The sequence below is a fragment of the Janthinobacterium sp. HH106 genome, assembly GCF_001758725.1.
GTDB lineage: Bacteria > Pseudomonadota > Gammaproteobacteria > Burkholderiales > Burkholderiaceae_D > Janthinobacterium.
Genome location: NZ_LRIC01000060.1, coordinates 20,597 through 40,533 on the forward strand (window position 1 = coordinate 20,597; position 19,937 = coordinate 40,533).

At 61.9% G+C, this 19,937-nt stretch carries 20 protein-coding genes; 14 read left to right on the forward strand and 6 right to left on the reverse strand.

What is annotated here, in order from left to right; all coding sequences use genetic code 11:
• Nucleotides 1-6 precede the first annotated feature (6 nt).
• From mshL to JAB8_RS22800, 8 genes are all read left to right on the forward strand, one after another.
• The gene (gene mshL / locus JAB8_RS22765; protein ID WP_070291636.1) at nucleotides 7-1,785 is read left to right on the forward strand and encodes a pilus (MSHA type) biogenesis protein MshL; all 1,779 of its coding nucleotides are present in this window, start codon (nucleotides 7-9) and stop codon (nucleotides 1,783-1,785) included.
• The gene (locus JAB8_RS22770; RefSeq protein ID WP_070291534.1) at nucleotides 1,786-2,688 is read left to right on the forward strand and encodes an AAA family ATPase; all 903 of its coding nucleotides are present in this window, start codon (nucleotides 1,786-1,788) and stop codon (nucleotides 2,686-2,688) included.
• A 17-nt stretch (nucleotides 2,689-2,705) separates the two neighbouring features.
• Nucleotides 2,706-3,776 carry a tetratricopeptide repeat protein gene (locus tag JAB8_RS22775; protein WP_070291535.1) on the forward strand — a complete coding sequence of 357 codons (1,071 nt, stop codon included), beginning with the start codon at nucleotides 2,706-2,708 and terminating at the stop codon, nucleotides 3,774-3,776.
• Between the two features lie 141 nt (nucleotides 3,777-3,917).
• Nucleotides 3,918-4,166: a hypothetical protein gene (locus JAB8_RS22780; RefSeq protein ID WP_070291536.1), complete on the forward strand. Its 249-nt coding sequence runs from the start codon at nucleotides 3,918-3,920 to the stop codon at nucleotides 4,164-4,166.
• An 11-nt stretch (nucleotides 4,167-4,177) separates the two neighbouring features.
• Nucleotides 4,178-4,594 carry a hypothetical protein gene (locus tag JAB8_RS22785; RefSeq protein ID WP_070291537.1) on the forward strand — a complete coding sequence of 139 codons (417 nt, stop codon included), beginning with the start codon at nucleotides 4,178-4,180 and terminating at the stop codon, nucleotides 4,592-4,594.
• 104 nt (nucleotides 4,595-4,698) lie between these two features.
• Nucleotides 4,699-5,589 (forward strand): alpha/beta hydrolase-fold protein, encoded by an 891-nt coding sequence (locus JAB8_RS22790; protein WP_070291538.1) that lies wholly within the window; start codon nucleotides 4,699-4,701, stop codon nucleotides 5,587-5,589.
• Nucleotides 5,590-5,677: 88 nt separating this feature from the next.
• Nucleotides 5,678-6,337 carry a DUF2625 family protein gene (locus JAB8_RS22795; RefSeq protein WP_070291539.1) on the forward strand — a complete coding sequence of 220 codons (660 nt, stop codon included), beginning with the start codon at nucleotides 5,678-5,680 and terminating at the stop codon, nucleotides 6,335-6,337.
• Between the two features lie 236 nt (nucleotides 6,338-6,573).
• Nucleotides 6,574-7,038: a nuclear transport factor 2 family protein gene (locus JAB8_RS22800; RefSeq protein WP_175445236.1), complete on the forward strand. Its 465-nt coding sequence runs from the start codon at nucleotides 6,574-6,576 to the stop codon at nucleotides 7,036-7,038.
• A 38-nt stretch (nucleotides 7,039-7,076) separates the two neighbouring features.
• On the opposite strand, the gene JAB8_RS22805 is transcribed toward JAB8_RS22800, so the two are convergent.
• The 3 genes from JAB8_RS22805 to JAB8_RS22815 all read right to left on the reverse strand — a co-directional run bounded on the left by JAB8_RS22805 (nucleotide 7,077) and on the right by JAB8_RS22815 (nucleotide 9,918).
• On the reverse strand, nucleotides 7,077-8,180 hold the full coding sequence (locus tag JAB8_RS22805; protein ID WP_070291540.1) for an HD domain-containing phosphohydrolase: 1,104 nt from the start codon (nucleotides 8,178-8,180) through the stop codon (nucleotides 7,077-7,079).
• 41 nt (nucleotides 8,181-8,221) lie between these two features.
• On the reverse strand, nucleotides 8,222-9,400 hold the full coding sequence (locus JAB8_RS22810; protein WP_070220231.1) for a pyridoxal phosphate-dependent aminotransferase: 1,179 nt from the start codon (nucleotides 9,398-9,400) through the stop codon (nucleotides 8,222-8,224).
• A gap of 83 nt (nucleotides 9,401-9,483) precedes the next feature.
• Nucleotides 9,484-9,918 (reverse strand): putative toxin-antitoxin system toxin component, PIN family, encoded by a 435-nt coding sequence (locus JAB8_RS22815; RefSeq protein ID WP_035819658.1) that lies wholly within the window; start codon nucleotides 9,916-9,918, stop codon nucleotides 9,484-9,486.
• 30 nt (nucleotides 9,919-9,948) lie between these two features.
• Here JAB8_RS22815 and yaaA point away from each other — a divergent pair, with 30 nt between their 5' ends.
• On the forward strand, nucleotides 9,949-10,719 hold the full coding sequence (yaaA, locus tag JAB8_RS22820) for a peroxide stress protein YaaA (protein WP_070291541.1): 771 nt from the start codon (nucleotides 9,949-9,951) through the stop codon (nucleotides 10,717-10,719).
• A 137-nt stretch (nucleotides 10,720-10,856) separates the two neighbouring features.
• Here yaaA and JAB8_RS22825 read toward each other — a convergent pair whose 3' ends face one another.
• Nucleotides 10,857-11,660 carry an outer membrane protein assembly factor BamD gene (locus JAB8_RS22825; RefSeq protein ID WP_070220227.1) on the reverse strand — a complete coding sequence of 268 codons (804 nt, stop codon included), beginning with the start codon at nucleotides 11,658-11,660 and terminating at the stop codon, nucleotides 10,857-10,859.
• Nucleotides 11,661-11,749: 89 nt separating this feature from the next.
• Here JAB8_RS22825 and JAB8_RS22830 point away from each other — a divergent pair, with 89 nt between their 5' ends.
• On the forward strand, nucleotides 11,750-12,775 hold the full coding sequence (locus JAB8_RS22830) for an RluA family pseudouridine synthase (RefSeq protein ID WP_070220225.1): 1,026 nt from the start codon (nucleotides 11,750-11,752) through the stop codon (nucleotides 12,773-12,775).
• Nucleotides 12,775-13,557: a peptidoglycan editing factor PgeF gene (pgeF, locus tag JAB8_RS22835; RefSeq protein WP_070291542.1), complete on the forward strand. Its 783-nt coding sequence runs from the start codon at nucleotides 12,775-12,777 to the stop codon at nucleotides 13,555-13,557. Before JAB8_RS22830 ends, pgeF begins: the two co-directional genes overlap by 1 nt.
• Nucleotides 13,558-13,573: 16 nt before the next feature.
• Here pgeF and JAB8_RS22840 read toward each other — a convergent pair whose 3' ends face one another.
• Entirely contained in the window at nucleotides 13,574-13,807 is a 234-nt protein-coding gene (locus tag JAB8_RS22840) for a hypothetical protein (protein WP_227741988.1), read from the reverse strand.
• A 217-nt stretch (nucleotides 13,808-14,024) separates the two neighbouring features.
• Here JAB8_RS22840 and phaC point away from each other — a divergent pair, with 217 nt between their 5' ends.
• Together phaC and phaR are read left to right on the forward strand one after the other, a co-directional pair.
• Nucleotides 14,025-15,770 carry a class I poly(R)-hydroxyalkanoic acid synthase gene (gene phaC / locus JAB8_RS22845; RefSeq protein WP_070291543.1) on the forward strand — a complete coding sequence of 582 codons (1,746 nt, stop codon included), beginning with the start codon at nucleotides 14,025-14,027 and terminating at the stop codon, nucleotides 15,768-15,770.
• Nucleotides 15,771-15,994: 224 nt separating this feature from the next.
• A complete protein-coding gene (gene phaR, locus JAB8_RS22850) occupies nucleotides 15,995-16,558 on the forward strand; it encodes a polyhydroxyalkanoate synthesis repressor PhaR (protein ID WP_010399000.1) in 564 nt (187 codons plus the stop codon).
• A gap of 91 nt (nucleotides 16,559-16,649) precedes the next feature.
• Here the strand turns inward: phaR and JAB8_RS22855 are convergent, their stop codons facing one another.
• On the reverse strand, nucleotides 16,650-18,245 hold the full coding sequence (locus JAB8_RS22855) for a hypothetical protein (RefSeq protein ID WP_139143149.1): 1,596 nt from the start codon (nucleotides 18,243-18,245) through the stop codon (nucleotides 16,650-16,652).
• A 307-nt stretch (nucleotides 18,246-18,552) separates the two neighbouring features.
• On the opposite strand from JAB8_RS22855, the gene rimO reads away from it, so the two are divergent.
• Nucleotides 18,553-19,908, forward strand: coding sequence for a 30S ribosomal protein S12 methylthiotransferase RimO (gene rimO, locus JAB8_RS22860; protein WP_175445241.1), 1,356 nt, complete (start codon nucleotides 18,553-18,555; stop codon nucleotides 19,906-19,908).
• Nucleotides 19,909-19,937: the final 29 nt, after the last annotated feature.

Consider the following 19,937-nt stretch of genomic DNA (forward strand, 5'->3'; position numbering starts at 1 on the left):
GCGAGCATGTTCAAGATCAGCACGATGGCGGCGCTTGTCAGCGTCAGCCTGGGCCTGGGCGGCTGCAATGTCGCGCCCGTCAAGCGCGATACCTATAATGCGATTACCGACGCCGTCAAGGGCGCGGCGGCCACCACCACGCCGGCAGCCCAGCCCGATGCCGTGGAAGCGGCGCTGCTGCCGCCCGTGGCGGCCCTGGCCCAGCAATTGCCGAAGGCCCGCGCCGCGCTCGACGAGCGCTTCAACGTGGCCTTCAACAATGTGCCGGCGCGCCAGTTCTTCACCTCCATCGTGGCCGGCACGCGCTACAACATGCTGGTCCATCCCGATATCGGCGGCACGATTTCGGCCAACCTGAAGGACGTGACCCTGTTCCAGGCGCTCGACGCCGTGCGCGAGCTGTACGGCTACGACTACAAGGTCGAAGGCACGCAGATCTACATCAAGCCGCTGACCATGCAGACGCGCTTGTTCCATGTCAATTACCTGACGGGCGCGCGCAGGGGCAGTTCCAACCTGCGCGTGTCGTCGACCTCGGTGGGCTCGGTCGGTTCGACCAGTTCGGGCGGTTCGGGCGGCAATGGCAACCAGGGCAACAACCAGAATAGCGAGCAGAACCAGCAGACGAATGGCGGCCAGGGCGGCCGCACCCTGGACAGCAGCAACCTCACCACCTCGTCGACGGCAGACTTCTGGCCGGAATTGAAGGCGGCGCTGGAAGCCATCGTCGGCAGCACCGAGGGCGGCCGGCAAGTGGTGCTGAGCCCGCAGTCGGGCGTGATCGTCATCCGCGCCATGCCGGAAGAGCTGCGCAACGTCGACATGTACCTGAAGGCCACGCAGCTGTCCGTCGACCGCCAGGTGATCCTCGAAGCGAAAATCCTCGAAGTCGAGCTCAACGACAACACGCAGACGGGCATCAACTGGGCCTCGTTCGCCTCGATCAAGAGCGGCCACACGAACCGCATCTCGACGGGCTTCATCCAGCCGGGCGGCAGCCTGGCGCCGCTGCCGTTCAACGGCGGCCAGCCGCCCAACATGACGAATGGCAGCGGCCTGACGGCCAGCAGCGGCTTCGGCCTCAGCTCGGCGGCGACGGCGGCCGGCTCCATGTTCGGTCTGGCGTTCCAGACGGCCAACTTTGCCGCCATGATTTCCTTCCTGGAATCGCAAGGCTCCGTGCACGTGCTGTCGAGTCCGCGCATCGCCACCATGAACAACCAGAAGGCCGTGCTGAAGATAGGCACGGACGAGTTTTACGTGACGGGCGTGTCGACCACCACGAATACGACGGCCAGCGGCGCCACCACCAGCCCCAACGTGACCTTGCAGCCGTTCTTTTCCGGCGTCGTGCTGGACGTGACGCCGCAGATCGATGCGGATGGCAACATCATCCTGCACGTGCACCCGTCCGTCAGCCAGGTGTCGACCATCAGCAAGGAAATCGACCTGGGCAGCGCCGGCTCGCTGAAACTGCCGCTGGCCGCTTCCAGCACGTCCGAGATGGACAGCATGGTGCGCAGCCAGGATGGGCGCATCGTCGCCATCGGCGGCCTGATGCGCCAGGCCACGACCTCGGACCGCTCGCAGGTGCCGGGCGCGGGCGATATTCCCGTGCTGGGCGCGCTGTTCCGCAACACGGGACAGGTGATCCAGAAGCGCGAACTGGTGGTGCTGATCAAGCCCACCATCGTCGAAGGCGCCAACAGCTGGAACGAGGACTTGCTCGATTCGGGCAAGCGCATCGAGGCGCTCGACCCGCGCCGGCCGTCGGAGCGGCGCTAAATGTACCAGGCCCATTTCGGCTTGCGCGAGGCACCGTTCGGCCTCACGCCCGATACCAGTTTCTTTTTCAACGGCCCGCAGTCGCAAAAGGCGCTCAACACCTTGCTGGTGGCGGCGCGCAATGGCGAGGGCTTCATCAAGATCACTGGCGAAGTGGGCACTGGTAAAACCTTTTTGTGCCGCAAGTTCATGCAATCGCTGGGGCCGGATTTCGTCACGGCCTATATCCCGAATCCTAACCTGCCGCCCCGATCGCTGATCCTGGCGCTGGCGGACGACCTCGATGTATTGCTGGAGAAAGATGCTGATCAGCACCAGCTACTCAAATCCCTCAACTTGCGCCTGCTTAACCTGGCGGCGCAAGGCAAGCGCGTGCTGCTGTGCCTGGATGAAGCGCAGGCGATTCCCGTCGACAGCCTCGAAGCGCTGCGCCTGCTGACGAACCTGGAAACGGAAAAACGCAAGCTGCTGCAAATCGTGCTGTTCGGCCAGCCCGAACTCGACGTCAAGCTGGCCCTGCCGGAAATCCGCCAGCTGGCGCAGCGCATCACCTTTCACTACCACCTGGGACCGTTGTCGCGCGACGACGTGGATTTCTATGTGGCGCACCGTCTGCGCGTGGCCGGTTTCGATGGCGCGCGTCTGTTCAGCCGGGGCGGCGTGCGCAAGCTGTACCAGGCTTCCGGCGGCATCCCGCGCCTGATCAACATCATGGCGCACAAGGCGCTGATGGTGGCGTATGGCGAAGGGCGGCAGCAGGTCAGCGGGCGCCACGTGGCGCTGGCCGCCAGCGATACCCTGGCCAGCAAGCCGCGCTTGTGGCGGAAGCCTTGGCCATGGCTGGCTGGCGCCGGCGTGCTGGCCGCCGCCTGCGCCGTGAGCTGGACTTTATTGAACCGATGACGAAGATGAGCCTGTAGATGAGCCTGATTAACAAGATGTTGCAAGACCTCGATGCGCGCGGCACTCCCGATGGACGCGGCGACGCGGCCGGCATCCGCTCCGTGCCCGAACGCGAGCGGGGCTTGCCGCGCGCGCTGATCTTCGGCGGCGCTGCCGGCCTGACGGCGGCGGCCATCGCCCTGGGCTGGGTCTACCTGAAGCGCCCGCCCGTGCCGCCCGTGCTGGTGAATGTGGCCAGCAACCCGCTTCCGGCGCCTGTCCCGGTACCCGTTCCAGTGCCCGTTCCTGTGCCTGTCGCCGTAGCGCCTGCGCCGGTGGTGTCCGCCCCGGCGGTTGAGCCCGAACCCGTGTCCCAGGCCGAGGAAGCTTCCCCTGCGCCCGCCAGGGCGCGGCCCGCCGAAATGCGGCGCGTCACGGAAAAACCCGCCAAGCCTGCCGCTGCGCCCGTTGTAAGGACGGCAGCGCCCGCCGCCAGCGAACGCCTCATCGACGGCAAGCAAGTGACTGCGCAGCAGCGCGTGGAGAATGCATACCGGCGCGCGCTGGCCCAGTTGCAGGATGGCCGCGTCTCCGAAGCGTTGCCCGGTTTGCAGCAGACCCTGCAGCTGGACCCGCGCCACCAGGGCGCGCGCGAAACCCTGGTGCGCCTGCTGCTCGAAGCGCAGCGTCCCGACGAGGCTGCCCGCCAGTTGCAGCTGAGCCTGGCACTGGACCCGAAACAGCCGGCGCAAGCGATGATGCTGGCCCGTCTGCAGCTGGACAAGACCAACGGCGGCGCGGCGGCCCTCGACACCCTGATGCGCAGCTTGCCGTACGCCGCCGACAGCGGCGAATACCACGCCTTCCTGGCCGGCGTGCTGCAGCGCGAGCAGCGCTACCGCGAAGCGTCCGAGCACTACCAGCTGGCCCTGCAGGCGGCGCCCGACAACGGCGTCTGGTGGATGGGTCTTGGCATCGCCTTGCAAGCGGACAACCACCCGGCCCAGGCGCGCCAGGCGTTCGAGCGCGCCAAGGGCTTGCAAACCCTGTCGCCGCAGCTGCAGGCGTTTGTCGAGCGCAAGCTGGTGCAGTTGACGGCGGCCAAGTAAGTGCGGCCGATTGCGGCGCCGCCGTTGGCAAGCGGGGCGGGCACGATACGTACGCTTCTCCTGTCGGCAGCGTTGCTGGCGCTATCCACAGCCGCCGCCACGGCAATTGCCTGAAACGGATGAATCCGTGGACAAGACAAGATGAGCGCTGCCTGGAAATTCCCCGATGCCCCGAATACCGCCTGCTTCACGACCACGGAGGTCTTGAACGGCGCTCCCATCGTGCTGGTGTCCCATGACTACGAAGGGGATTGGCAATTTCACGCGGCCTCAACTGAAACGATGTTGAGTTCAGTCAAGATTGTCTGTCTGGCAGACATGCTGCGACGAGATGACCTGCTCGCGTTCCACCCCCTGCATGTGGCGGATATTGCTAGTGAACAAGATTGAAAGGACGGGCCGTGCGCAATGAACGCGAGGGGGCGAAAGAGGCGCGCCGGGAAATCAGGCGCTACCAGGAACATATCAATTCGCCGCGCCTGTGTCCGGACCAGTGTTACCGCTTGGCCAGCCCGACGTATGCGCTGGTGTGCCATGTCAACCAGGTGACGGGCCTTTTCCTGAGCAAGAACTATTATGTGATCCCCATTTTCCTCCAGCGCGCCCATGCCACGCTGCTGGAGTTGAAGGCAGAACGCGTCAGCGAGCCGTATCGCAAGCTGGTCGAGCAGTATCTGAGCCACATCGCGCATTTCATCGTCGATTTTCCATGCCTGGCGGAAGATGAGCGGCAAGCCGCGCACTATATCCCGCCAGCGCTGCTGGCGCTCATGCCCGAGGCCTTGCCGGAAGACTTGCTCATGGAGGGCGAGTTTTGATATTGTAGTGAGGATGTATTTTTTTGCATTGTTGTAACAGTGTCATTCCTGTTTCACATTGTTGATATCATCGCGCCATCACTGACTACGTCAAGGAACCCCGTTTGAAATCCCTCAGCCTGCTGCTCGCACTCTGCTGCCTGCTCAACAATGCCCATGCCGCCCCCGCCAGCTACGTTGTAGAGAATACGGAAGTGCGCGACATCCGCGCACAAGGATTGAAGCGCGACTACCAGCTCTACGTCGCCTTGCCCGATTCCTACCGGCAGGGCAATAAACGCTATCCGGTGCTGTTCGTCGTCGACGCCAATTATGCGTTTCCCGTCGTGCGCAATATCGCGCAGCGCCTGAACAAGCATGCGGGCATGGAAGAGGTGGTGGTGGTCGGCCTGTCGTATGCCAACGGCGATGGCGGCGTGTACAGCCGCCGCCGCGATTACACGCCCACCACGCCGCGCAAGCACGATTACCGCTCGGACATGCCGGGGCGCCAGCCGGCGTTCGGCGAAGCGGCGGCCTATGGCCAGTTCGTCTCGGGCGAGGTGTTTCCCTTCATCGCCAGTAACTATCGCGTAAACATGCAGCGCAAGGTCTTCATCGGCCACTCCTACGGCAGCCTGCTGGGCCTGCAATTGCTGCTGACGGAACCGCGCACCTTCGAGCACTACATCCTCGGCAGTCCCTCGCTGTGGTACGACGCCGGCGTCATGTTCGACCGCGAGCAGGCGTATGCGGGCAGCCACAAGGACTTGCCCGCGTCCGTGTTCTTCGGCATCGGCGGCCTGGAAAAGTTGTCGGAAGGCAAGAAGCGTTCGCGTGCCGAGGAAGACGCCGACATGGTGGCCGACTTGCGCGAGTTCGACGGCAAGCTGAAATCGCGCAAGTTTCCGAATCTGAAAACGCGCTTGCGCGTATTCGAGGACGAAGACCATGCGAGCGTGTTTCCTTTTGTGCTCACGCATGGCTTGCGGGCCTACCTGAAGTCCGCAAAATGAACGGTGCCGGGTGCCGCCCGCCAGACAGTGCCTGCGCCGCCGTGCGCATTCCGACCGCCGGAAGCGGTCATCGATAAGGTCAGATTGCATGCGTACATTGAATGAATTACTCGAAAGCGAAGACCCGGCATTTCCCCTGATCAGGCAATGGGCCGACGAGGCCGAACTGCCGGTGGAATTGCTGCCGCCCGCGGCCGGCAGGGAGGATGTGCTGCTGAGCCTGCAGGTCACCACGCGTTCTCCCCTGGGGGCGATAGCCTATGAAACGGGGGGCATCCTGGTGGATGACGGCTGGCTGCGCATACTCGGGTCGGGACATGCCAGGCTGGGCAGGGATATCGCTGCCTGGAACAAAGGAAAGGCCGACGGTTTTCTGCTGGTCGCCGACGACGTGCTGGGCGGATTTTTTGCCATCAATGGCGGCGCACTCGGGGACGACCAGGGCAATATGTATTACCTGGCTCCCGAGACGCTGGAGTGGGAAGCGCTGGAGATCGGCTTCACGATGTTTGTCCAATGGGCTTTTACCAGCCAGTTGCGGCAGTTTTACGGCCGCCAGCCTGGCGACGCGGAGGGCTTTGACGAATTGCCCGAATTGCCCTTGCCCGGCGAGCTATGTCTGAATTTTTATCCATTTCTGTGGACGCAAGAGGGTTCCCTCAAGACCAGTTCGCGGCGCATCATTGCCGTGCAAGAGCAGTGGGCGCTCAACCTTGATCTGCAACAGAAGTTGCCCGACGCGCGCTGAGGCAGGGCTTGCGGGCATATCTGAAAGCATCGCCATGTGCATCCCGAGGCGGTGGAATGGCGTTTCAATCCCCGGATCCAGCAGTTTGTCGCAATGGCATGGGCGAGAAAATGGCAAGGCGATAGCATGTGATGGGTTTCCTCATGATGGGCTGCCCGCAAGCGAGTGTTCGATGCTGACGGTAGCGCCGTCATCAACGGATGCTTCCCAATGACCTCGATCAGGATGACATACGCATGAAATTACCCCTTTCATATCTTCTTTCCACCTGCCTGCTGGGCGCCTTGGGCGTGATGGGTGGTGCGCAGGCGGCTCCCGCCGACGCCGAACTGCTGGCCCTGGTGCAGCGCCATGCGCAGGCCCAGAGCAGCTTCGATCAAGCCGCGTTGAAAGCCGTCACGGCCGAGAATTATGTGGAAATATCGCCGGTCGGCGAGGTGGACGGGCGTGAAAAAATGCTGTCCTTCTATGCGCCGGAGCAGAAGCGGCCGAGTCCGGAAGTCCAGGTCGATGAACCGGCGGTGCGCCTCTTTGGCGATACGGCGCTCATCTCGGCCCGGTTGTCCTACCGCGTCAATCAGGAAGGGGTTGCCCGCAACTTCGCCATGCGCGCAGGGTACGTCGCCCGGCTAGTTGACAAGCAATGGCTGCTCGTCAGCGCACAGTACACGGGCATCCGTCCGCCGAAAACCGTGAAATAACATTTGGCGGCGCTGGCCGCCGGCGTTGCCCGGCCAGACTACAGCCGCGCTTCATCGCCCCACACATGGCGCATGCTGAAGTGCACGCCCGCATCGTCTTCATGCAGCGACGAGACGATGGCGAACTGGCTGTCGCCCGTGTCGCGCGGCGCCATCTGCGCCAGCTGGGCGGCGGCCAGCGGCGCGCCCAGCGGGTCGCTGAGCGGATGCACGAGGGCGGCGCCCCGCTGCGTGACGACGCCCAGTTCGCCGCTGCGCAGGCGCACCAGGGTACCGGGCGGATACTTGCCCAGCAGATTGACGAACCGTTCCCCCAGCAGCGGATCGATGGGCACGCCCTGGTCGAGGAAGATGTGCTGCAGCGCCTGGTCGGGCACGATGGAGCGGCGGTAGTTGCGCGCCGAGACGCGCGCGCAATAGCGGTCGGCCAGGCCGATCAGCTTGGCGTTTTGCAGGATTTCGTCGGCCGTGCGCCCCTGCGGGTAGCCGCTGCCGTCGTCGTTTTCATGGTGCAGCAGCACGCAACTGAGCCATTCCTCGTCGTCGACGCCGGCGCAGCGCAACAGTTCCGTGCTTTCCTGCGGATGCTGGCGCACGATACGCATTTCTTCGTCGTTCAGGGGGCCGCGCCGGTCCTGGAAACTGTCGTGGTGGCGCAGCATGCCCACGTTCATCGTCAGCGCGGCCGCGCCGATCAATAAGAGTTCATCGTGGGACTTGTGCATGCTGCGGCCCACCAGCATGGCCAGCAAGGCCGTTTCGATGCAGTGGCGCACGGCGTAGCTGCCGGCGATCTGGTTGAGCAGGATGCTGGCCAGGGCGATGTCGGCATCGTGTTCGAGTGCGCGCAGCAGTTCGCGGGCGATGTCGCGCACGTCGCGCTCGGCATTGCTTTCGCTGCGCAAGGCCAGCAGCAGGCGCTCCAGGCGCTGCGCCGCTTCATTGAGCAAGCGCAACACGGACGGCTGCTTCGGCGTGCCCACGTACAGGCCCAGCTGCATCAGCCGTCCCAGCTGCGCTCCGTCCGTGATGATCTGCCCCTTGCGCAGTTGCGGGCCGGCACTATGGTCAGCCAGAAACAGATCCCAGGGCAGGGGTTCGCCGGGAACCAGGTCGGCCGGGCCGATGCGACGCTGTACCATGCTGTCATCCTTTGCTCCGCCGTGGCGGAGAAATACTGTCGTTAAATGCTGCGCAGGCGCTCCAGCGCCAGGCGCAAGGTCTCGTCCTGCTTGGCAAAGCAGAAGCGCACGATGCCCGACTCCTTGCCCTGCGCGTAAAACGCGGAGACGGGAATGGCGGCCACCTTGATTTCCGCCGTCAGCCATTCGGCGAACTGCGCTTCAGTCTCTTGCGAAATGGCATCGTAGCGCACGCACTGGAAATACGTGCCGTCGGCCGGCAGCAGGGTAAAGCGGCTGCCCGCCAGGCCGTCGCGGAACAAATCGCGCTTGCGCTGGTAAAACGCGGGCAAGTCCAGGTAGGGCTGCGGGTCGGCCATGTAGCCGGCAATGCCGTGCTGCATGGGCGTGTTGACGGTAAACACGTTGTACTGGTGCACCTTGCGAAATTCCGCCGTCAGGGCCGCGGGCGCCGCCACGTAGCCGACTTTCCAGCCCGTCACGTGATACGTCTTGCCGAAGCTGGATACGATGAAGCTGCGCGCCGCCAGTTCAGGGTGGCGCGAGAGCGAGGCGTGCGGCACGCCGTCGTACACCATGTGCTCGTAGACTTCGTCCGATAAAATCAGGATTTGCGTGCCGCGCACGATGTCGGCCAGCGCGGCCACGTCGGCCGGGCGCAAAATCGTGCCCGTCGGGTTATGCGGCGTATTGATGATGATCAAGCGCGTCTTGGGGCTGACGGCAGCAGCGAGCTTGTCCCACGGCACGCTGTAACCTTGTTCACCCACTTGCATGGCCACCAGCACGGGCACGCCGCCGGCCAGCGCGATGGCGGGCAGGTAGCTGTCGTAGGCCGGTTCGATGACGATGACTTCGTCGCCCGGATGCACGCAGCATAAAATCGCCGTGGTCAGCGCCTGCGTGGCGCCGGCCGTGACGGTGATTTCCGTGCCCGCATCGTAGGCGTGGCCGTACAGGCTGGCGATCTTCGCGGCAATCGCCTCGCGCAGGGGCGCGGCGCCCGTCATCATCGGATACTGATTGTGGCCGGCGCGCATGGCGTCGCTGACCCGTTCGACCAGTGCCGGGTCGCAATCGAAGTCGGGAAAGCCCTGGCCCAGGTTGACGGCGCCATGCTGGGCCGCCAGGCTGGACATGCGGGTAAACACGGTGGTGCCCACCAGAGGCAAGCGGGTGGTCAGGGTGGGAGTCAGGTGGGGCAGGGACGGGCTGTTCATGAACGGTAGGGTCGCGGTGCGGAAAGTGGAATCGTTTCCCATTCTAGCGCAGCGCGCCCCGTCGCGTGCGGGGCTTTGGCGGCTCAGCCCGGCAATGCCCAGCCTTCCGGCACCATGATCTTGAACATGCCGGCCTTGGCCGTCTTGCGGGCCAGTTTCAGCAGCGCCTTGTCCTTGGTGATGAGGATGTCGGCGTTGGCGTCGCGCGCCAGTTCGAGGAATTTCTGGTCATCCTTGTCCGTGCAGACGGGCAGGCGCACGCCGGACACGGGCGGCGCCACGACGCTGATGTGGGCGTCGAAGCGGGCGGCGGCGACGGCGCGGCTGGCTTCATCGAGCGGCAAATGCTTGTAATGCAGCACGACCAGATATTCCGCGCGGCAATCTTCGCGCGTGATGGCGTGCACGGCGCCGCTTTCCATGGCCGCCAGCAGGCCCGCCCAGCGCGGGTCGTTGAAGACGAACAGGTCGAGGCAAACGTTGGTGTCGAGGACGAGTTTTTGTGGAGCAGGTATCATGTCGGCAATTCTATTCTGTAGTGATAATTTATGTTGATCGTGCTTTCGCCCGCCAAGAGTCTCGACCTGGAGACGCCGCCAACAACCTCGTTGCACAGCACCCCCGATTTTCTCGACCATTCTGCCCAGCTCATAGCCCGCATGCGCCAGTTTTCGCCCGCCGAAGTGGGCAGCCTGATGGGCATTTCCGACGCCTTGTCGGCCCTCAACGTGGCCCGCTACGCGTCCTGGACGCCGCAACTGGAGGACGCGCGCCAGGCCATCATGGCTTTCAACGGCGACGTGTATGCCGGTTTCGAGGCGCGCAGCCTGCAGCCGGCCCAGCTCGACTATGCCCAGTCGCGCGTGCGCATTTTATCTGGCCTGTACGGCTTGCTGCGCCCGCTGGACCTGATCCACCCGCACCGCCTGGAAATGGGCACGCGCCTGTCCACCACGCGCGGCAAGGATTTGTATGCGTTCTGGGGCGATACCATCACCAACGGCCTGAACCGCACAGCGAAGGAGCAGGGCGCGCAAGTGCTGGTCAATCTTGCTTCCGAAGAATATTTCAAATCCGTCAAGCCGCGCCAGCTGGACGTGCCCGTCATCGCGCCCGTGTTCGAGGACTGGAAGAACGGCAAATATAAAATCATCTCGTTCTACGCCAAGCGCGCGCGCGGCATGCTGGCCCGCTATGCGGCCGTCCACAATATCCGCGATCCGCAGCAGCTCAAGCAGTTCGACGTGGATGGCTACGGTTTCGTGCCGGAAGCGTCGAACGACAAGAGTTGGGTGTTCCGGCGCAAGGTCGGCGAATAACCCTGAAGCGAATGCTGGGGTTGTACCCGACGGGGGAATGCATCCCAGTGGGACGTATTCCGATCGCGCAGCGAACGACCCCGGATTTTGTTGTTGGGTCAAGAAAAAAAACCGGAGCAAGCTCCGGTTTTTTCATTTTACTGCCAGAATTTCCACCACTTGCGTTCCTTGTTCACCCCTTCCGGGCTGAGGAATGCCGTGTTCGGGTAGTTCTTGGTCAGCACGCGCAAGGTATCGTCGCGCAGGTCGGTCAAGCCCAGCTTGTCGTACGAGCGGTACATGATGAACAGCGCTTCTTCGATGGCCGGCGAGGCGGCAAAGTCCTTGACCGTCGTTTGCGCGCGGTTGGCGGCGGCCAGGTAGGCGCCGCGGCGGTAGTAATAGCGCGCCACGTGCACTTCGTATTTCGCCATGGCATCGATCAAATAGTTCATGCGGGCCAGCGAATCGGGCGCGTATTTGCTATTTGGGAACTTGTCGACCAGTTGCTTGAAGGCCGCAAACGCTTCGCGCGTGGCTTTCGGATCGCGCTCGGTCGGATCTTGCTCGTACAGGAAGTTCAGGAAGCTGATCTGATCGTTAAAGCTGATCAGGCCCCGCAAGTAGTACATATAGTCTACATTGGCGTGGTTCGGATGCAACTTGATGAAGCGTTCGACGGCAGCCAATGCCTGCGCCTGGTCTCCCGACTTATAATACGCGTAAGCGATCTCCATCTGCGCTTGCAGAGCATAGTTGCCGAAAGGATAGTTAGCCTCCAGCTTCTGGAACAGGCCGATTGCAGCTTCATAGTGCTGCCCGGCCATTTCTTCACGCGCCTCCGAGTATAATTTCGTAACGGACCAGTTTTTGGTCTCATCCACTTTTTCAGGCAACAAGCTGCAAGCGGACATGCCGAGCAGAACGACTGAAGCGACTACCAACGATAATTTTTTTTGCATGACGTTTTGCAAGAAGGTTTTAACCAAGATTTTACAATAGGCTGATTATAGCCGATGGGAATGCTGTGATATTAACTCCGAAGCCTAATTTGGCTGACCCCGCGTTTGACTCCCTTTCTGACCATGCCGCCGAAGAGGCGTTTGACGGCGATTTTGCCGCCGACGACGTCTTCGAGGAAATGGCCCCGATTACATTGGAACTGACGCCGGACGCCTGCGGCCACCGCCTCGATAAAGTCATCGCCCAGCTGGTGCCGCAATACTCGCGCAGCCGCTTGCAATTGTGGCTGGAAGCCGGTTTCGTGACCGTCGATGGAAAAGTTGCCAAACGCAACATGACCGCCTATGGCGACGAGAAGATCGTCATTCTGCCGCAAAGCGCGCCGGAAGACGAGGCTTTTAAGCCGGAAGCGATGGAATTGAACATCGTGCACGAAGATGAGCATATCATCGTCATCAACAAACCGGCCGGACTGGTCGTGCATCCGGGCCCCGGCAACTGGTCGGGCACCCTGCTCAACGGCTTGCTGCACCACTGCCCGCAACTGGCCGGCGTGCCGCGCGCCGGCATCGTGCACCGCCTGGACAAGGATACGAGCGGCCTGATGGTGGTCGGCAAGACCCTGGCTTCGCAAACGGACCTGGTGCGCCAGCTGCAGGCACGCACCGTCAAGCGCGAGTATTTCGCGCTGGTATGGGGCACGCCGAAAATGGCGGGCACCATCGATGCGTCGATCGCGCGCCACCCGCGCGACCGGGTCAAGATGGCCGTGTCGGAGAATTTCACCGCCAAGCCCGCCATCACGCACTATGAATTGATCGGCAGCGGCGAACTCGACCGCCGTCCCGTGAGCCTGATGCAATGTCGCCTGGAAACAGGACGCACGCACCAGATCCGCGTGCACATGCAGCATCTGGGCTTTGCGCTGGTCGGCGATTCCGTGTACGGCAAGCAGCACCTGGTGTCCGTGTTCTCGCGCCAGGCCTTGCAGGCGCGCCGCCTGGGCCTCGTGCATCCGGGCACCCTGGAAGCGTGCGAATGGATCGTGCCGCTGGCCGATGATTTCGCGCAACTGATCGCCACGGCCGGCATTCCCGAGCCGGAACAGGTCTGATGACGTCGCCGTTGCCCTGCATTATTCCCCATTGGCCCGGTTTGCCTGCCAACGTGGGCGCGCTGGCGACCGTGCGCGCGGGCGGCGTCAGCCAGGGGCCATATGGTGACGGGCAGGGCGGCGGCTTGAACCTGGGCACGCACGTGGGCGATGACCCTGATCATGTGGCGGCCAACCGCGCGCGGCTGGCCGCTATCCTGCCTGCCGAGCCGGCCTGGCTGTCGCAGGTGCATGGCGTGGCCGTGGCCGATGCTGGCAAGCTGGACGGCCACGTGCCCGACGCCGACGCCAGCGTGGCAACGCAGCCGGGCGCCGTGTGCGTGGTAATGACGGCCGATTGCCTGCCCGTGCTGTTCAGTTCGACCGATGGCCTGGTCGTCGGCGCGGCCCACGCGGGCTGGCGCGGCCTGGCCAACGGCGTCTTGCAGCGCACGGTGGACAGCATGCGCGCGCAGGGCGCGACGGAGATCCTCGCCTGGCTGGGGCCAGCCATTGGTCCGCAGCAATTCGAGGTGGGGCAGGACGTGCTGCAGGCGTTCCGCGACGGCGCGCGCGATGACGTCGAGCGGCAAGTGTTGTCGGATGCGTTCGCCGCCATCGCCGGCAAGCCGGGCAAGTATCTGGCGAATATTTATGCGCTGGCGCGCACCATGCTGCTGCGCGATGGCGTGGCGCAAGTGGCGGGCGGGGAATATTGCACCGTCAGCGATGCGGCGCAGTTTTACTCGTACCGGCGCGACGGCGTCACGGGAAGACAGGCCAGTTTGATCTGGCGCAAATAATCTGCACGGCAGACACTTATGTGTCTGCCGTTTTTGTTTTATCGTCTGCTGAGGCGAGCGCGCGGGCGTTCAGTTCAGCGATACGCGCCGCCTTGCGTTTGCGTCGCCGCGAGCCCGTCAGATAGAATAGGATGGACAGCGGGATGACGCAGTACAGCACGAAGGTCATCACCCCGGCGACGATGGACGGTTCCGTCAGCGCCATGAGGCCGACGACATAGATCCAGGCAACAGCGGTCATGAGCATCATTGGTATTGGCAATTAGTAAGAGTTTGCATGCAGTTGATATTAAAGTTTTCTATTTTTCGACTACGTTTCGACGCCGCGCAAAACCGTAGCGAGCGGAAGGGAGAGGTGGCTAAGAAGCGCAACCGTACGAAGGTACGGTGAGCATCGCAGGCCGCCCATACCGACGCGCAGTAGGTTTTGTTCGGCGTCCCCAATTCTTGAATGGACTTATATAGCTATGAACATGCCCGATCCTCAAATGATGACCAAGGAATGGATGGCGCAGATCAGCAATCCTGAGCAGTGGAAGACGTGGTTCAACATGGTACCGCAGCCCCAGGGCAATCCGATTGCCGGCATTTTGCAGGATGCGGGCGCCAGCATCAAGCCGGAAGCGATCGAGCAACTGAAAAATGCCTACGTGGCCAAGCTGACGGGCTTATGGGCTGACTTTATGGCTGGCAAGGCGCCGGAGCTGAAAGACCGCCGCTTTGCCGCGCCCGCCTGGCACGCCAGCCCCCTGTCGGCCTTCAATGCGGCCGCCTACCTGCTCAATGCGGAATTTCTCAGCGCCATGGCCGATGCCGTGGAAGCGACGCCGCACCAGAAGCAAAAGATTGCCTTTGCGGTACAGCAAATCGTCGACGCCATGTCGCCCGCCAACTTTCTGGCCACCAATCCCGACGCCCAGCAAACCCTGATCGAGACCAAGGGCGAGAGCCTGGCCAAGGGCTTGAGCAATATGCTGGCCGACATGCAGAAGGGCCGCATCTCGCAATCGGACGAATCGGCCTTTGAAGTGGGCCGCAACGTGGCCACCACGCCGGGCACGGTGGTGTTTGAAAACGCCTTGTTCCAGCTGATCCAGTACACGCCAAGTACGCCCACGGTACACCAGCGGCCCCTGCTGATGGTGCCGCCGTGCATCAATAAATTCTATATCCTTGACTTGCAGCCGGAAAACTCGCTCGTGCGCTATGCGGTGGAGCAGGGCAATACCGTGTTCCTGATGTCCTGGCGCAATCCGGACATGAGCATGCAGCACCTGACGTGGGACGATTACGTGGAGCAGGGCGTGATCGAAGCCATCCGGGTGACGCAGGACATTTCCGGCCAGGACAAGCTCAATATGTTCGGCTTTTGCGTGGGCGGCACCATCGTTTCGACGGCGCTGGCCGTGCTCAAGGCGCGCGGCGAGAATCCGGCCGCCAGCCTTACGCTGCTGACCACCTTCCTCGACTTTTGCGACGCGGGCGCGCTCGACGTCTTCATCGACGAGCCGCAAGTGGCGCTGCGCGAGCAAACCCTGGCCAAGGGCGGCCTGATGTCGGGCCGCGACCTGGGCAGCACTTTCTCGAGCCTGCGTCCGAACGATCTCGTGTGGAACTACGTGCAGTCGAATTACCTGAAGGGCAAGGAGCCGCCCGCGTTCGACTTGCTGTACTGGAATGGCGACGGCACGGGCTTGCCGGGCCCCATGTTCTGCTGGTATCTGCGCAATACTTACCTGGAAAACAGCCTGAAAGTGCCGGGCAAGCTGACGGTGGCCGGGGAAAAAGTCGACCTGAGCAGCATCGACGCGCCCGCTTTCATCTACGGTTCGCGCGAAGACCATATCGTGCCCTGGGGCGCGGCCTACGCCAGCACGGCCTTGCTGAACCCGAAAAAGCCGAAAGCCAACCGTTTCATCCTCGGCGCCTCGGGCCACATCGCCGGCGTGATCAATCCGGCGTCGAAGAAAAAACGCAGCTACTGGAGCAACGACGCAGGCAAAGGCGCCCGCACGGCAAAAGCCAAACCCTTGAGCGCCGAGCAATGGATGGAAGGCGCGACCGAGCACGTGGGCAGCTGGTGGCCCGAATGGGCGGCCTTCCTGGCCGAACACGGCGGCGCCCAGGTGAAGGCGCCAGCCAAGCCGGGCAACAAGCGCCACGCGGCAATCGAGCCGGCGCCGGGGCGGTATGTTAAAGTCAGGGCAGATTAATTCACAAAGCGATTTGCCAGGCAAGGCCGGCGTAATCTCCGGTCTTGTCAAGAATCTACTTTTAGTTGCGTTGCAATAAATGCGGGAATCTACTACCCTGATGTGCAATGGAGCCGTTTTCCACTCTATAATGGAAAACGTAGGCAGGTGCGAAAGCGGACCCACGTTCGCTTTTTTTTCGGATTAACTCAGTATGCGCTGCGGCGCAATAAGTGGAACTTGTGATGAGTAGTGCAAAAAAAAGTATAGACCGCCTGATTAAAAAATATCCCAACCGCCGTCTGTACGACACGCAAACCAGTTCCTACATCACCTTGACGGACGTCAAGCAGCTGGTGTTGGACAATGAAGTGTTTACCGTCGTCGATGCCAAATCCAATGAAGATTTGACGCGCAGCATCTTGCTGCAAATCATTTTGGAAGAGGAAGCGAACGGCGCGCCCATGTTCTCGAGCAGCGTGTTGTCGCAGATCATCCGCTACTATGGCCACGCCATGCAGGGCATGATGGGATCCTACCTGGAAAAGAACGTGCAAGCGTTCACCGATATCCAGCACAAATTCACGGGCACGTCGGCCGGCAGTTTTGAAGGCAAGCCATTCAGCCCGGAAATGTGGACCCAGTTCATGAATGTCCAGGGTCCGATGATGCAAGGCATGATGAACAACTACATCGACCAGAGCAAGAGCCTGTTCGTGCAGATGCAGGAACAGATGCAGAGCCAGAGCAAGAATCTGTTCGGCACGTTCCCGTTTGTTCCGCCGGTGCCTCCAACGGACAAAAAGTAGGCCGCAACCGATGCGGATCACACAACGGCACAGGAATTCCTGTGCCGTTGTGCTTTGCGGGTGTCTTGCCGCCGGCTGCCGATGCTGAATGCTATTGCTTCAGTTGTTGCAAGGTGGAAAGCAGATCCTGGTTCGAATGCTCGAGTTTCCATGTCCGGGCATTGTCCATGGAGCTGTAAATGCTGACGTTACCCTTGAAATCTTCCTGGATGCTGAGAGCGAGGCCGGAGGGGAAAATCAATGGTGCGTGGCGCAGTGTGTATGGCGCATACGGCCCCCAGGTTTTGCCTTCGTCGCTGCTGACCAGCAGTGCGCCCTCGTTATACATGCCGGCCTCCATCAGCAATCTGCCGTCATTGAGGGGCGCCACGGGCGACATCAGGACCTTGAATGGCGAAACGATAGTCGTCCAGTTCTGGCCCCGATCCCGTGAAACGTAGGCGTCCGGAAATCTTCCTGCCAGGCCGGCCGCTACCAGGACGCTTTCTGTGCCATTGGCTTGATGGGTAAATTCCGTCAGGTTTTTCTTGTGCGGACTAAAGCGTTCGGTCAACTTGCCCGTGCGGTAATCGAACTCGCCGATCAAGCCACTTTCCAGCGCATAGCCGATCCGACCCGCGTCTTGCCATGTCCAGAACAAGCCTGGGCCATGCAGCCACGATCCGGGCACGGTGGTATGGTACACAGATCGCCAGTCGCCAGCGTCCAGTTGATTCGCATGAAAAATGTTTAACTCATCTCCCTTGCGATGCATCACGTACCAGCCATCGTTGGAGTTGCCACCGATGCGCAGCAGATTGCCGGGCGGCAGGTTGCCTGCATCGACAGGGAACAGCTTGTCACTGTCACGCGCCTTGCGTAGCAGGGAGCCGGATTCGCCTACCGCGATCAACTCGGCATTGGGCAGGTCCACAGGAAAGACGCAAGACAGCGACTCCACCGATGGCGCATTGATGATATTCCATCGCCCTTGCGTCGAGCGCATCAGGACGGCGCCCATGCGGCTGGCGGCGGCCACGCGGCCATCGGGCATTTCGGTGACGCACTCGGCCCCGGCCGGGTGGGCGCGAGCAAATTGCTCGACATCGTCCCGCGCGTGGCGTGGGGTGCTCCAGCCAAGGCTGGCGGCGGCGCCAAACATGGCGCTGTAGTCGGGGGCAAAGCGCCGGATCAATTCCGCATTGGATGCTACCTGTGCACTGCGGCCGTACTGCACGCCGAAATTGCCGCGTGTCACAATCAGTCGGCCCAGATCCGCCGATTTGCCCGCTTCGATCTTGAAGCTTCCCACGATGGTCGAATACACACGCAAGAGCTTGTTGGCCCGGGTGTCGATCAACTCGATGAATTCATACTCGCCAGGCGGTAGTGCGCCAATGAACAGGGAAGTATCGCCTGCCATCGCGCTCTCGACTTTTTTCATCACCAGGTTTTCGGACACCAGCTTGAAATCACTGCGCTGCTCACCCGCCACCACGCGGCGCAGCTTGATCGTGTTGAAACCGTAAATGTCCTTGGTGTTCGACGTGATGCTGAGCACCACCGGGCTATCTCCCGATTGCGCGCTCATTTTCAGTGGATCGACCACCGAGGTGTTGACGGCGCAGCCGCTCAGCAGCAATACGCTCAGACCGCAAGCCGCGACAGCCGAGCGTCGCGCTTTCAGATTGGAAAAGGAAAAAGACATGGGATTGATTTAGTTTTTTAAAAAACAATTATATGTCAGTCATTAGTTTCTTTGTGGAATTATTTTTTAATTTCTTGATATCGGTGATGCGGGGCGGGATCTGATTCGCGCACTGCCATGACGGTAGTGGCTGGAACAAAGTTGCGGTTGTAGCGTTGCAGATGCGCCAGCAAAAGGAGCCCGCGCTGACAGCAAGGGGCGGCTCGGGGTACAATAGCCGATTCGCCTCACCATTTTCTAGCTGCCAACTATGTCTGAAATTCACCGTATTCCCGTTCCTTCCGCCCAGCCCGAGGCCATGCTGGCCATGCCAGGTACGGCGCCGAAAGTGGGCTTTGTCTCGCTCGGCTGCCCGAAAGCGCTGGTCGACTCCGAACAAATCCTGACCCAGCTGCGCGCCGAAGGCTACGAAACGGCGAAATCCTACGCTGGCGCCGATCTGGTGATCGTCAATACCTGCGGTTTTATCGATGCCGCCGTGCAAGAGTCGCTCGACGCCATCGGCGAAGCGCTGGCTGAAAACGGCAAGGTCATCGTCACCGGCTGCCTGGGCGCCAAGAAAGACGCTGCCGGCGACGACATCATCATGAAGGTGCACCCGAAAGTGCTGTCCGTCACGGGTCCGCACGCGCTGGCCGAAGTGATGGATTCCGTCCATTTCCACTTGCCGAAACCGCATGCGCCGTTCCTCGACCTGGTGCCGCCGCAAGGCGTCAAGCTGACGCCGAAGCACTATGCGTATTTGAAAATTTCCGAAGGCTGCAACCACCGCTGCAGCTTCTGCATCATCCCGTCGATGCGCGGCGACCTCGTCTCGCGCCCGATTGGCGAACTGATGATCGAAGCGGAAAACCTGTTCAAGGCCGGCGTCAAGGAATTGCTGGTCATTTCGCAAGACACCTCGGCGTATGGCGTGGACGTGAAATTCCGCTCCGGCTTCTGGAATGGCCGTCCCATCAAGACGCACATGACGCAGCTGACGGAAGCGCTGGGCGAACTGGCCAAGTCCTACGGCGCCTGGGTGCGCCTGCACTATGTGTACCCGTACCCGCACGTGGACCAGATCATCCCGATGATGAGCGGCGGCCACATCCTGCCTTACCTCGATATTCCGATGCAGCATGCGCATCCTGACGTGTTGAAACGCATGAAGCGCCCGGCCAGCGGCGAGAAAAACCTGGACCGCATCCAGGCCTGGCGCGCCATCAACCCGGACCTGACGATCCGTTCGACCTTCATCGCCGGTTTCCCTGGCGAAACGGAAGCGGAATTCGAGTATCTGCTCGACTTCCTCAAGGAAGCGCAGATCGACCGCCTCGGCTGCTTCGCCTATTCGCCCGTCGAAGGCGCGACGGCCAACGAAATCGCCAATCCCGTGCCGGAAGAGCTGCGCGAAGAGCGCCGCGGCCGCGTGATGCTGCTGCAGGAAGAAATTTCCAAGAAACGCCTGCAAGCCAAGGTCGGCAAGACCGTGCGCGTGCTCATCGATGAAGTCACCCGCTCCGGCGGCGTGGGCCGCTCGTCCGCCGACGCGCCGGAAATCGACGGTGTCGTGTACGTGAAACCGCCGTTCGAGCCGCACCGCAAGCTGGCCGTGGGCCAGTTCGTTGACGTAAAAATTACTTCCGCGGACGCGCACGACCTGTGGGGCGCCGCCGAGTAAGCAGGTGTAACAACAGTACGGCAGGCAAG